Origin of the sequence: Knoellia altitudinis, from assembly GCF_042666355.1 — a bacterium.
Classification (GTDB): Bacteria; Actinomycetota; Actinomycetes; order Actinomycetales; family Dermatophilaceae; genus Knoellia; species Knoellia altitudinis.
Map to the genome: position 1 here is coordinate 114,942 of NZ_JBHTDK010000002.1, position 12,780 is coordinate 127,721.

Annotated in this window: 12 protein-coding genes; 4 read left to right on the forward strand and 8 right to left on the reverse strand. The window is 68.4% G+C overall.

All coding sequences use genetic code 11. The features are described from left to right. Positions 1–31: 31 nt before the first annotated feature. From ACFQW8_RS15255 to glnA, 4 genes are all read right to left on the reverse strand, one after another. On the reverse strand, positions 32–892 hold the full coding sequence (locus ACFQW8_RS15255) for a carbohydrate ABC transporter permease (protein WP_380088868.1): 861 nt from the start codon (positions 890–892) through the stop codon (positions 32–34). 20 nt (positions 893–912) lie between these two features. Next, entirely contained in the window at positions 913–1,836 is a 924-nt protein-coding gene (locus tag ACFQW8_RS15260; protein WP_380088870.1) for a carbohydrate ABC transporter permease, read from the reverse strand. After that, on the reverse strand, positions 1,833–3,131 hold the full coding sequence (locus tag ACFQW8_RS15265) for an ABC transporter substrate-binding protein (protein WP_380088871.1): 1,299 nt from the start codon (positions 3,129–3,131) through the stop codon (positions 1,833–1,835). Before ACFQW8_RS15265 ends, ACFQW8_RS15260 begins: the two co-directional genes overlap by 4 nt. A gap of 322 nt (positions 3,132–3,453) precedes the next feature. Continuing rightward, a complete protein-coding gene (gene glnA, locus ACFQW8_RS15270; protein ID WP_380088872.1) occupies positions 3,454–4,878 on the reverse strand; it encodes a type I glutamate--ammonia ligase in 1,425 nt (474 codons plus the stop codon). Positions 4,879–5,050: 172 nt separating this feature from the next. Here glnA and ACFQW8_RS15275 point away from each other — a divergent pair, with 172 nt between their 5' ends. Further along, positions 5,051–5,467: an RDD family protein gene (locus ACFQW8_RS15275; protein ID WP_380088874.1), complete on the forward strand. Its 417-nt coding sequence runs from the start codon at positions 5,051–5,053 to the stop codon at positions 5,465–5,467. Between the two features lie 10 nt (positions 5,468–5,477). Here ACFQW8_RS15275 and ACFQW8_RS15280 read toward each other — a convergent pair whose 3' ends face one another. The 4 genes from ACFQW8_RS15280 to lipB all read right to left on the reverse strand — a co-directional run bounded on the left by ACFQW8_RS15280 (position 5,478) and on the right by lipB (position 8,815). Beyond that, positions 5,478–6,131 (reverse strand): LysE family translocator, encoded by a 654-nt coding sequence (locus tag ACFQW8_RS15280; RefSeq protein ID WP_380088876.1) that lies wholly within the window; start codon positions 6,129–6,131, stop codon positions 5,478–5,480. A 145-nt stretch (positions 6,132–6,276) separates the two neighbouring features. Beyond that, positions 6,277–7,008: a DUF4191 family protein gene (locus ACFQW8_RS15285; RefSeq protein ID WP_380088877.1), complete on the reverse strand. Its 732-nt coding sequence runs from the start codon at positions 7,006–7,008 to the stop codon at positions 6,277–6,279. 55 nt (positions 7,009–7,063) lie between these two features. Continuing rightward, the gene (gene lipA / locus ACFQW8_RS15290; RefSeq protein WP_380088879.1) at positions 7,064–8,089 is read right to left on the reverse strand and encodes a lipoyl synthase; all 1,026 of its coding nucleotides are present in this window, start codon (positions 8,087–8,089) and stop codon (positions 7,064–7,066) included. Positions 8,090–8,182: 93 nt separating this feature from the next. Continuing rightward, entirely contained in the window at positions 8,183–8,815 is a 633-nt protein-coding gene (gene lipB / locus ACFQW8_RS15295) for a lipoyl(octanoyl) transferase LipB (protein ID WP_380088880.1), read from the reverse strand. Positions 8,816–8,934: 119 nt separating this feature from the next. Here lipB and ACFQW8_RS15300 point away from each other — a divergent pair, with 119 nt between their 5' ends. The 3 genes from ACFQW8_RS15300 to ACFQW8_RS15310 are packed head-to-tail and all read left to right on the forward strand — an operon-like array spanning position 8,935 to position 12,780. Continuing rightward, positions 8,935–11,115, forward strand: coding sequence for an MMPL family transporter (locus tag ACFQW8_RS15300; RefSeq protein ID WP_380088882.1), 2,181 nt, complete (start codon positions 8,935–8,937; stop codon positions 11,113–11,115). A 10-nt stretch (positions 11,116–11,125) separates the two neighbouring features. Then, positions 11,126–12,190 carry a Gfo/Idh/MocA family protein gene (locus tag ACFQW8_RS15305; protein ID WP_380088883.1) on the forward strand — a complete coding sequence of 355 codons (1,065 nt, stop codon included), beginning with the start codon at positions 11,126–11,128 and terminating at the stop codon, positions 12,188–12,190. After that, positions 12,187–12,780, forward strand: coding sequence for a DinB family protein (locus ACFQW8_RS15310; RefSeq protein WP_380088884.1), 594 nt, complete (start codon positions 12,187–12,189; stop codon positions 12,778–12,780). The genes ACFQW8_RS15305 and ACFQW8_RS15310 overlap by 4 nt, the downstream gene beginning before the upstream one ends.

A 12,780-nucleotide genomic window follows, 5' to 3' on the forward strand; every position in this document is an offset into this window, starting at 1 on the left:
CTGGGCACCGACAGCCGAACGCACGAGGTCGTCACTGGATGCCGCTGCGGGCGAGACCCTGCACGAAGTACCTCTGGAAGAACAAGAACAGCACGACCATCGGGAGGACACTGACAAGGGCGAACGCCATGGTGCCGCCGTAGTCGGAGCCGAACTGCCCCTGCAGGTAGAGCAACCCGATGGGCAACGTGTAGAGCTGGTTGTCCTGAAGCGCGATGATGGGCCACGCGAAGTCGTTCCAGGAACCGAGCAGGCTCATGAAGAACAGCACTGCGATCAGCGGGCGTGACAGAGGCAGCACGATTCGCCAGAAGATCCGCCCGTGCCCGGCTCCGTCGATCCGCGCAGCGTCAATGATGTCGCGGGGGATGCCGATGATGAACTGACGGGCGAGGAAGACCCCGAACGCAGAGGCGGCGGTCGGTAGGATGACCGCCCAGTAGCTGCCGTAGATGCCCATGCCGGTCACGAGGCGAAACAGCGGCACCATGATGACCTGCAGCGGGATCGTCAGGGTGGTGAGCACCAGCAGCAGCAGTGGAGTCGATCCGCGGAAGCGCAGGTGTGCGAAAGCGTAACCGGCGAGCAGGCTCGTGACCACGGTGACGAGTGAGACGACGAGCCCGATCGCGACCGAGTTGCCGACCCACGTGAGCACCGGGAACGACGCGAAGACCCGCTCGAAGTTGTCAAGAGTGAGCGTCTGCGGCCAGAGCCGCAGCTCGCCACCCAGGAGGTCCGCCCGGCTGGACAACGCGACGACGACCATCCAGTAGAGCGGGAAGAGCATGACCGTGCAGATGAGCACGGCAGCGAGGATCCGGAGAGGGAGCCACCGGTCGCGGCGACGCCGATGCCTGACGGTCTGGGACGCGCGGGTCGGCTTCGTCATTGCTGAACGTGTGGTGGCGGTCATCCGACCAGGTCCCTCGTGCGGCTCGCGCGCCAGCGCACGGCGGTGAACACCATGCTCACGACGAGCAGGAAGATACCGATCGCCGAGGCGTAGCCCTGGTCACGGACGACGAAGCCGTTGTCATAGGCGTAGGTCACGAGCACCGACGTCGCGTTCTGTGGGCCACCCCCCGTGAGGACGAACACGATGTCGAACACCTGGAACGAGTAGATGACGTTGATGATGACAAGGAAGAACGAGGAGGGCCCGAGCATGGGCACCGTGACGTGACGGAACCGCTGCCACGCGTTCGCGCCGTCCATGTGGGCGGCCTCGTAGAGCTCGGGTCCGATGCCCTGCAGGCCGGCGAGATAGATCAGCATGTTGAACCCGGTACGCCACCACAGGGTCACCAGCACCACCGAGGCGAAGGCTGCCGCCCCGCCGGACTGCCACGCCACCTCGGGCAGTCCGAGCGAGCGGGTCAGCTTGTCGAGGATCCCTGTGTTCTCGTCGAAGACCAGGACTCCGATGAGCGCGGTGGCCACGCCGGAGACAGCCATCGGGACGATGACGATCGAGCGGAAGACCGACCGGAGTGGCAGGACGGAGTTCAGCAGGACGGCGATGCCGAGACCCAGAGCCATGGACAGCGGGGTCACGATGATCGTGAACAGGGCCGTGTTGGCGGTGGCCCGCCAGAAGAGTGGGTCGGACAGCAGCCGGGTGTAGTTCTGCATGCCGACGTAGACACCGTCGCCGAAGCCGTTGGTGCGCTGCAGGCTGAGCAGGAGCGCCGCACCCAGGGGGACGAAGACGAAGACGCCGAGCAGCGCCAGGGTCGGTGTGAGGAAGGCGTAGGCCGTGGTCGTCTCCCCCCGAGGTCGGCCAGCGCGTGCCTTGTCGATCCGACGAGTCCCGGGTCCAGCGGCGAGGGTCACTGCGCGATCGCCGCGGTGATCCCGTCGTTGAGACCGCGGATCGTCGTCTCGACGTCCTTGCCCCCGACGAAGGCGTTCTCGAGCTGGTCCTTGAGGACGGTGATGATCTTCGACATCGACGGCGAGGCGACCTGACCGGAGTCCCCGGGGCGCACGGTGCTTGCCTGACCGATGAAGACGGGCAACAGCTCGGGACGGACCTTGAACTCGATGCCGGACTCGACGAGGTCACGCCGGGTCGGCAGGAGAGAGGCACCGGCGCAGAAGTCGCGCATCTGCTCGGTGGCAGTCATGTGCTCGAGGAACGAGGCGACCAGCTTGGGGTCCTTGGCTTTGGAGGTTGCGACGAGCGCGTTGCCACCGAAGTCGCCGGCTGAGCGCTTGTTGCGGGGCGGGAACGTCGCTCCCCACTCGAAGTCGAGCGTCGTGGTCGCGTCCGGGATGAGGAACGCGCCGCCGAACGTCATCGCGGCGGTCTGTGAGTAGAAGACGTCGGCCGCGAGGGTCGTCGCCTTCACGGACGTGTTGGGAGGCACGAACTTCCTGGTGAAGAAGCTCTGGGTGAACTCGATCGCCTCACGGGCAGCGGCCGAGTCGATGGCAGCGGACTTCAGGTCCTCCGCGAGGAAGCGGCCGTCCGACTCGAAGAGCCAGCTCAGCCAACGGGTGACTCCGTTGCCCTGCCAGTTGTAGACGAACGGGTACTTGGAGTCGGGCAGCACGCTTCGCAGCTTCTGGGCGACGTCAGCGAACTCCTGCCAGGTCCAGGCATCCTCGACCTTCGTGGGGATCGAGGTGATGCCCGCGCTCTTGAGCAGGGCGGTGTTGTAGAGGATGACCGAGGTGTCGGTGTGGTGGGGGACGCCGTACGGCTTGCCCTCGGACTGGACGGCCTGCCAGGCGGCCGGAGTGAACCCGTCGGCCAGCCCGTCCGACAGGTGCGGTTCCAGGTCGAGGAGCTGACCGCGCCCGGCATAGCTGCCGAACAGGTAGTAGGGAACGCGGAAGACGTCGGGCGCGGTGTTCGACTGCAGCTGGGCGTCGATCGACGTAAACATCTGGTCATAGGGAACGGCGTTCAGCTGGACCTTCACCCCCGTGTTCGCCTTCTCGAAGGAGGCGATGGCGGTGCGCAAACCCTCGAGCTCGGCGTCGGTGCCCCACGTCGTGAACGTCACCGTGCCCGACTTCGCGGACGGCTCGGTCTCGGGTGTCGAGAAGCCGGCGCACCCGGCCAGACCCACGGGGGCGGCAATGATGGAAACACCGAGGAGCTGGCGTCGAGTGAGCTGCATGATGGGGTCTCCGCTCGGAACATGGCTGGTCAGAAGGCCCGAGGCAGCCTGGTCGACCTAGGCGGCTTTGAGCATAACCACGCGCACCGACACTGTGGTCGAATGTTTGTGGAATGTTTGGGCGCGACGATGCGGACCCGCTGAGCGTGCGTCGAACACCCTGGGGAACCCGTGCCCGGACGCAGAACACGCCGCCCGTGTCGTGCACGGACGGCGTGTTCATGGCTTCGGAGCAAGGAGCCGCAGCCCAAGTTGCGGGAACTGCCTCAGATGTCGCTGTGTCCTTCGTTCGACATCTGGCCTCGCTCGTTCCTTGCTCCGATCAGATGTCGAAGTACATCTCGAACTCGTGCGGGTGCGGGCGGAAGCGGATCGGGTCGACCTCGTTCTTGGTCTTCCACTCGATCCAGGTGTCGATGAGGTCCTGGGTGAAGACGTCCCCCTCGAGCAGGAACTCGTGGTCGGCAGCGAGCGCCTCCAGCACAGCCGGCAGCGAACCGGGGACCTGCTCGATGGCCTCGTGCTCCTCCGGCGGAAGCTCGTAGAGGTCCTTGTCCACCGGCTCGGGGGGCTCGATGCGGTTCTTGATGCCGTCGAGACCGGCCATGAGCTGCGCCGCGAACGCGAGGTACGGGTTCGACGACGGGTCCGGGATGCGGAACTCGATGCGCTTGGCCTTGGGCGAGTCGCCGGCGATGGGGATACGGACGCAGGCGGAGCGGTTGCGCGCCGAGTAGACGAGGTTGACCGGGGCCTCGTAGCCCGGCACGAGACGGTGGTAGGAGTTCACCGTCGGGTTCGTGAACGCGAGCACCGCGGGGGCGTGCTTGAGCAGGCCACCGATGTACCAGCGCGCAAGGTCCGAGAGGCCGCCGTAGCCGCGCTCGTCGTAGAAGAGCGGCTCGCCGTCCTTCCAGAGCGACTGGTGGGTGTGCATGCCCGAGCCGTTGTCACCGAAGAGGGGCTTCGGCATGAACGTCGCGGTCTTGCCGCTCTGCCAGACCGTGTTCTTGACGACGTACTTGAACTTCATCATGTCGTCGCCGGAGGCGAGCAGCGTGTCGAAGCGGTAGTTGATCTCCTGCTGACCGGCGGTGCCCACCTCGTGGTGGCTGCGCTCGACGTTGATCCCGACCTTGTCGAGGTTGAGGCAGATGTTGTCGCGCATGTCGGCGAAGTGGTCGACCGGCGGGACGGGGAAGTAGCCACCCTTGTAGCGGGTCTTGTAGCCCTGGTTGCCACCCTCCTCGACGCGACCGGTGTTCCACGCGGCCTCGATCGAGTCGAGGTAGTAGTACGAGGCGTTGGCCTTGGTCTCGAAGCGCACGTCGTCGAAGACGTAGAACTCGGCCTCGGCACCGAAGTAGGCGGTGTCGGCGATGCCGGTCGACTTGAGGTAGGCCTCGGCCTTCGCGGCGATGTTGCGCGGGTCGCGGCTGTAGGGCTCGTCCGTGAACGGGTCGACGATGGAGAAGTTCATGATGAGCGTCTTGTGCTCACGGAACGGGTCGAGGTAGGCCGAGCTCACGTCGGGGATGAGCTTCATGTCGGACTCGTGGATGGCCTGGAACCCGCGGATCGAGGATCCGTCGAACGCCTGGCCGTTCGTGAAGAAGTCCTCGTCGACCGACTGGGCCGGCACGTTGAAGTGCTGCATCACGCCGGGCAGGTCACAGAAACGGATGTCGACGAACTTGACGTCCTCGTCCTTGATGAACGAAAGGACCTCGTCAGCAGAGCTGAACAAGTGGGGCCTCCTAGGCAAAGGGGAAGGTCGGGCGGCGCCCGGGCACGTCGAAAACCCTAGGTGGGAGCGGTTTCTCGGTCATGACCCGAATGTTTCACCGGTGTTACACCCTGCCAGAGCTCGCGCAGACCCGTCGGGGGCGTCCGTCGCGAGAGCGAATACAGTCCTTCGGGTGAGCACGGAGAAGCCGTCGGAGTATGCCGGTCAGCACCTGGGCATGCCGGCTTCCGGTCCCGGGTCGATGGCCCCGCTCTGGCGGCGCGCCCTGGGTCTGCTCGTCGACTGGCTCATCGCGCAGCTCGTCTCGGTGCTCGCCTTCGGTGCCGAGCTGGGGTCCGGGGGAGCGCAGGCGTTCGTTCCGCTCGGAGTGCTTGCCGTGGTCAACGTCCTCAGCATCACCGCGTTCGCCGCGACTCCCGGACAGGCGATCGTGCGCCTCCAGGTGCTTCAGGTGCGTCCGGGCTCGTTCTCGCTGCAGGTCGTCATCAGGACGCTGCTGCTGTGCCTCTTCGTCCCTGCGGTCCTCACGGACCGCAACGGCCGTGGCTTCCACGACGCGGCGGCCGGCACCGTCATCGTCCGCCGCTGAGGGCCGGGTCTCAGAGGGTGCGCGAACCGGTGGCCGCGGTGAAGCCGCCGAGCCCGATGTAGGTCAGACCGATCGCGATCCTGCCCTTGGCCGCGCCCCTGCCAGGGCGATGACGACGGCTCAGCCGGGACGAGATCGTCCCGGCGAGCGCTGCGTAGGTGGCATCGAAGACGACCCCGATCGCGACGAAGACCGCGCCCAGGACGAGGATCTGCCCGGTCATCGATCCTCGAGCCGGGTCGAGGAACTGCGGGAAGAACGCGAGGAAGAACAGCGCCACCTTGGGGTTGGCGATGCCGACGACATAACCCTGCCGCCAGTTCGTGAAGTCACTCGGCGGAGCGGTGACGACTGGAGCTTCGATCGTGGTTGCCTGGCCGCGCGAGCGCAGCACTCCGATCCCGAGCCAGACGAGGTATGCCGCCCCGACGTACCTCACGACGGACAGTGCCAGTGCCGACGTGGCCAGGACCGCAGTGAGCCCGAGCGCGGTGGCGACGACGAAGGTCGCAGTCGCGGAGTCGACCCCGAGTGCCGACATGACACCCGCCCGGCGACCTCCGGAGACCCCGCGTGCCACGAGGAAGAGCATGGCGGGGCCGGGCAGGAGGATGAGCAGCAGCGACGCACCGGCGAACGCGGCAACGGTGGTGGGGGACGGCATACGTCGCACGCTAGACCTCACCACCCACGAACGGCCACGACAATCCGAGACGTGGGCGGTCAGCCGTATCCCCAGGTCCACCCATGGCGTGGTTCGAGACGTGCGTCGGACCGGCTCGACGTCATCCGTCGCGCCCGGTGAAGGCCTACTTGCCCTTCATGGCCTTGCGGTCGACACGGGCGCGGGTCGGGTCCATGCCCGCGGGCACGCCGGTGCGCAGGCCGCCGAGCGACTTGAGCCGCTTGTTGACGACCGAGGCCTCGTCCTTGGTCAGCACGGGGCGCATACGGGTGAGCTTGGAGCTGATCTTGCTCACCTTGACCTCGTCGTCGCCGTCGCCGATGACCCAGAGGTGGATCGGCACGCCGGGAGCGACGCGGCTGACCTTCTTCTCCTCGGCCTTGAGGAGCTTGAGGGCGCGCTGCTTGGGACCCTCACCGATGAGGACGACTCCCGGACGCCCGAGGGCACGGAAGACCATCGCCGACCCCGCGAGGTCGCTGGGCTTGGCGGCCCGGTTGACGTCGACGGCCACCGGCTCGGTCGAGGCGTACCAGCCGCGCTTGCCCACGCCCTGGAGAGCAGCACCGGCGGCACCGGCGCGGCCCTCGAGCGCGCCGTACATGGCCTTGTTGCCGCGTCGGTTCATGACGAAGACGGCCGCGAGGAGGGCCGACGGGATGGCGATGATGATGAGGTACCAGCGCCACAGGCCACCGAGGAGGAAGCCGAGGCCGACGATCACCGCAAAGGTGACGAGGGCCGCCGCCAACATGGTCCAACCGATCTTGGCGTCGAGCGTCTTGATGGCGCTGTAGGCCTGTCGGATCTCGGCGAACCGGCCGGGCTTCTTGGCTTCGGTGGTCTCTTTGGCCACGAGGTACGTGCTCCTGCGTCGGTGGATGGCGTCGTCGGACGCCCTGGTGCTCAGCTCAGGATACGGCGCTGACGGAGCGCGCCACCAACGACGCTGCTTCCTGGCGGGCGGGGTCGCTCGCGGCCTGCTCGAGGTGCGACAGGTGCGCGGGGATCGGGCGGCCCCACTTCTTCATCGCCGTGGCCCAGAGGCGGCCCGCGCGGTAGGACGAACGCACCAGGGGTCCGGCCATGACGCCCTTGAAGCCCATGTCCTCGGCCACCGTGCTCCAGTGCACGAACTCCTCGGGCTTGACCCACCGGTCGATCGGGTGGTGCAACTTGGAGGGTCGGAGGTACTGGGTGATCGTGAGGATGTCGCAGCCGGCGTCGTGTAGGTCAGCGATCGCCTGTTCGACCTCGTGGTCCTCCTCGCCCATGCCCAGGATGAGGTTGGACTTGGTGACGAGCTCGGCCTCGCGAGCCATGGACAGGACCGCGAGCGACTTCTCGTAGGTGAAGGCGGGCCGGATCTGCCGGAAGATCCTGGGCACGGTCTCGAGGTTGTGGGCGAACACCTCGGGGCGGGCGTCGAAGACCTGACCGACGAGCTCGGGCTTGGCGCCGAAGTCGGGCGGGAGGATCTCGACACCGGTGTTGGGGTTGAGGGCGTGGATCTGGCGGATCGTCTCGGCGTAGAGGCCGGCGGCGCCGTCGGGCTGGTCGTCGCGGGCCACACCGGTGACGGTGGAGTAGCGCAGGCCCATCTGCTGCACGGACTCGGCGACCCGTCGCGGCTCGTCGAGGTCGAGCGAGGTCGGCCGGCCGGTGGCGATGTCGCAGAAGTCGCAGCGGCGGGTGCAGACGTCACCGCCGATGAGGAAGGTCGCCTCCTTGTCCTCCCAGCACTCGAAGATGTTGGGACAGCTGGCTTCCTGGCAGACCGTGTGCAGGCCTTCCTTCTTCACCATCGAGTGGAGCTGGGTGTACTCCGGCCCCATCTTGGCGGTGGTGCGGATCCACTCGGGCTTGCGCTCGATGGGGGTCTCGGCGTTGCGGGCCTCGACGCGCAGGAGACGACGTCCTTCGGGTGCGACAGTCACACCCACCAGCGTACGCCCGGCATCCGACAGCCCCGAACCCGCCGGCGCAGTGACGCGGAAGGGGGCGGACGGCATACACCGTCGTGGTCGAACTCAGCCGAGGACGTCGGTGAGGTGCTTCTCGGCATAGGGGAGGACGTCCTGGACCGTCACGGTGCGGCCGGCCTCGCGACTGATCGACGAGACACCGGCGTCGTCGATGCCGCAGGCCACGATGTTGTCGGCCCAGGACAGGTCCGCGTCGCAGTTGAGGGCGAACCCGTGCATCGTCGTGCGCCGGCTCACCCGGACCCCGATCGCGCCGAGCTTGCGGTCCGGACCGCGGTCGTCGGCGAGGACCCAGACGCCGCTACGGCCCTCGACGCGCACCGTCTCGACCCCGAAGTCGCGCGTCATCCGCATCATCGCCTCCTCGAGCCGGCGCACGTGGGCGACGACGTCGATCGGCACCTCCGGGAGCGCGACGATCGGGTAGCCGACGAGCTGCCCGGGTCCGTGCCAGGTGATGAGGCCGCCCCGGTCGACGTCGACGACCTGTGTCCCGTCGAACGGCCGCTGCTCGGGCTGGGTGCGCTTGCCCGCGGTGTAGACGGCTGCGTGCTCGAGCAGCAGCGTCGTGTCGGGCTCGCGCCCCTCAGCGACGGCGGCGTGCATCTCACGCTGACGCTCCCAGCCATCGAGGTAGTCGACCAGGTCAGGCGCAAAGCCCAGATGCAGGAAACGCATGACCACACCGTATGCCGTCCGCGAACCTCTCGTCTCGCCTCCCCACAGCGCTCGGGCGACCTAGGGTGAGGCGTGTGAGGCACCGCAAGGTTAAGCCTGGGCCGCGCCGACCTCGACGGGTGTTGCTCGGGGCTCTCGTCGTCCTGCTCTGCTGGCTCGCCGTCGGCGCGGTCGGCGGCCCTGCCACGGGCCGTCTCTCGGAGGTCCAGAAGAACGACAACGCGTCCTTCCTCCCGACCGAGGCCGAGTCCACCGCGGTGCTCGAGGCCGTGGGCCGGTTCACCGACGAGCCGGAGATCCCGCTCTTCCTCATCGTCGAGAAGAGTGATGGTGGGCAGCTCGACGAGCGTGACGGCCTGGCTCTCCTCGAGCTCGGTCAGGAGCTGCCGTCGTTGCCGCTCCCCGGAATGGACAGGACCCTCGGCGACTACGTCGTCCCGGGGGCTCGGATCGTCCCCGTGCCGAGCGAGGACCGACGTGCGGCACTCGTCGCCATCCCGCTCAGGGAGACGGCGGTGTCCGACGTCGTCGACGGCGAGGCGCCGATCGTCGCGGCCGCCGAGGAGGTCCGCGTCAAGGCGCGTGTCGCCCTGGGCGGCACCGGGCTGACGACGAGCGTCGGTGGTCCTGGCGGACTGGTGGCCGACTTCTCCGCCGCGTTCGCGGGCATCGACGGCGTGCTGCTCCTCGTGGCCCTGGCCGTCGTGCTCGTCATCCTGCTCGTGGTCTATCGCAGCCCGATCCTGCCCATCGCCGTCCTGCTCAGCGCGATCTTCGGGCTGAGCCTGGCCGTGCTCGTCGTCCGGCCGCTCGCCGAGAACGGCACGATCGAGCTGTCGGGTCAGTCGCAGGGGATCATGTTCATCCTCGTCGTCGGCGCCGCCACGGACTATGCACTGCTGCTCGTCAGCCGCTTCCGCGAGGAGCTGCACGAGCACGAGAGCACGTGGGTGGCGCTACGGAGGGCATGGCGCGGTTCGGTCGAGCCCATCGTGGCGTCCGCGGCCACCGTCATCCTCGGCCTGCTGTGCCTCATGCTGGCGTCCCTGCGCAACACGGCGGGACTGGGCCCGGTGGGGGCGTTCGGTGTCGCCGGGGCGCTCCTGGCATCCCTGACCTTCCTGCCCGCCGTGCTGCTCCTCTTCGGGCGCAAGGCGTTCTGGCCGTTCGCGCCTCGAGTCGACCACCGTCACGCCGAGGACGCCGTCGGCACCCGATCGCTCTGGGGACGGGTCTCGGGTCTCGTCGGCCGACACCCGCGACGGACGTGGGTGCTCACCCTCGCTGCACTCCTCGCGGCGGCTGCATTCGCGCCGACGTTCAAGGCCGAGGGAGTCACCATCAAGGACACCTTCCTCGTCGCCACCGACTCGGTCGACGCGCAGGAGGCGATCGAGCGGCACTTCGCGGCGGGCGCGGGCAGCCCGGTGCAGGTCGTCGTCCCCGAGGACGATGCCGCCGCGGTGAGATCAGCCCTCGACGCCGACCCGGGCATCGAGTCCGCCTACATCGGGCTGACACCTCCGGTCCCCGGTCAGCCCGCCCCGGACGCCGAGCCGGTCGACGGACGGCAGCTCGTGCAGGGCACCGCGACCGGGGCGGCCGACAGCGCCGAGGCCGAGGAGACCGTGCGGCGGTTGCGCACCGCGCTCGACTCCGTGAGCCCCGACGCCCTCGTCGGCGGTCAGGCCGCGATCAACCTCGACGTCCTGGAGGCGAGCGGCCGCGACCTGCGCGTCATCGTCCCCACGATCCTCGTCGTCATCTTCTTCGTCCTCTGCCTGCTGCTGCGCTCGCTCGTCGCGCCGCTGTTGCTGGTCCTGGCCAACGTCGTCTCGTTCGCGGCGACGATCGGCGTCTCGGCCCTCGTCTTCGACCACCTCCTCGGGTTCGGTGGCAGCGACCCGGCGATCCCGCTCTACGGCTTCGTCTTCCTCGTCGCGCTCGGCATCGACTACTCGATCTTCCTCATGACCCGGGTGCGGGAGGAGTCCGTGCGCCGCGGGACCAGACCGGGGATCCTCGTCGGCCTGGCCGTGACCGGAGGCGTCATCACGAGCGCCGGGATCGTCCTCGCGGCGACCTTCTCGGCGTTGGTCGTGCTGCCCCTGGTCTTCCTCGTGCAGGTGGCGTTCATCGTCGCGTTCGGCGTCATCCTCGACACCTTCGTCGTCCGCAGCCTGCTCGTTCCTGCGCTGGCCCACGACATTGGGGCCAGGGTGTGGTGGCCGGCGCGGCTGGCCGGTGACCGCTCGGGCGCGACGGAGCCGGCTCCGGTCGGTGACGGTGCCGCGCACTAGGGTTCTGCGCATGGTGAGAGTCGGACTGGCCGGGTACGCATCGGCGGGGCGTGGGATCCACGCGCCGCTCATCCGGGAGGCAGGCCTCGAGCTCGCCGCCGTGGCGACGTCGAACCCGGACCGTCGGGCCGAGGTCGACGCCGACTTCCCCGACGCGCTGGTCGTGGACGACCTCGATGCGCTCCTGGCGGTCGAAGGGCTCGACGTCATCGTGCTGGCGACGCCGAGCGGGAGCCACCTCGAGCACGCGCTCAAGGTCATCGAGGCGGGCATCGCCTGCGTCGTCGACAAGCCTCTCGCCGTCACCGCGGACGACTGCCTGACCGTGGTCGACGCTGCCGAGCAGGCCGGTGTGCCACTCACCGTCTTCCACAACCGCCGCTACGACCCGTCACACACCACGCTCGCCACCGTGGTCGCGGATCGCCTTGCGGGAGAGCCCTTCCGGTGCGAGCTTCGCTGGGAGCGGTGGCGCCCGGTGCCCAAGGACCGCTGGCGCGAGAACGCCTCTGCGACCGAGGGAGGGGGCATCCTGCTCGACCTCCACGCACACCTCATCGACTCCGCCGTGCAGCTCTTCGGGCCGATCCTCACCGTCTTCGCCACGGTCGAGTCGCACACGACTCCTGCCGAGGACGACGCATTCCTCGTGTGCCGCCACACGTCCGGGGTGGTCAGCCACCTCGGCGCCACCTCGGTCGCCGGCGCGGCCGGTCCGCGCGTGCGACTGCTGGGTCGGGACGCGGCATACGTCCAGAACGACTTCGAGGGTGAGCCCAACGTCTTCCCGGACACGGCCGACGCCGACGCGGACCACTGCGGTTGGCTCTTCCGGGCGCTGGAGCGCGAGGCGGTGCCGACCACACCCGCCGACCAGGTCGACTTCTACCGTGCGGTCGGGGCAGCGCTGGACGCGCCGGACCGCCAGGCGACCATGCCGGTCGACCCGCGTGATGCCATCCACACCCTGGCCGTGATCGACGCAGCCCGGGCGAGCGCCGAGGGCGAGCGGGTCGTCGAGGTCATCACTCCGGGGCTGCGTCCCGGGCACACCGATGAGGAGCCCCTGACATGACCGACGACCACAAGGCGGTCCTGCAGCGCTACCTGGGCCGGGCCCGCGAGGCCGTCCTCTGGAAGCTCGAGGGGTTGTCCGAGTACGACCTGCGTCGCCCCCTGACCCCGACGGGCACCAACGCCCTCGGGGTGGTCAAGCACCTTGCCGGGGTCGAGGCTGGCTACTTCGGCGACAGCCTCGGTCGTCCCGTGCCGGACATGCCGCCGTGGTACGCCGAGATGATGGCCGACTCGGGCGAGGACAACGCGGACATGTGGGCCACGGCGGAGGAGTCCAGCGACTCGATCCTCGACCTCTACAAGAGGGTGACGGCCCACGCCGACACCGTCATCGACGAGCTGGACCTCGACAGTGGCGGCACCGTGTCGTGGTGGGGACCTGACGGCACGGACGTCACCCTGCAGTGGCTCCTCGTCCACCTGGTCGCGGAGACCAACCGGCACGGGGGCCAGCTGGACATCGTCCGTGAGCTCATCGACGGTGCGCTGGGCATGCGCGTCGACGCGTCGAACCTTCCCGAGGGTGGCCCAGACTACTGGGAGACCTATCGGAACAGGGTGCAGCAGAGCGCAGAAAGCTTCCGCTGA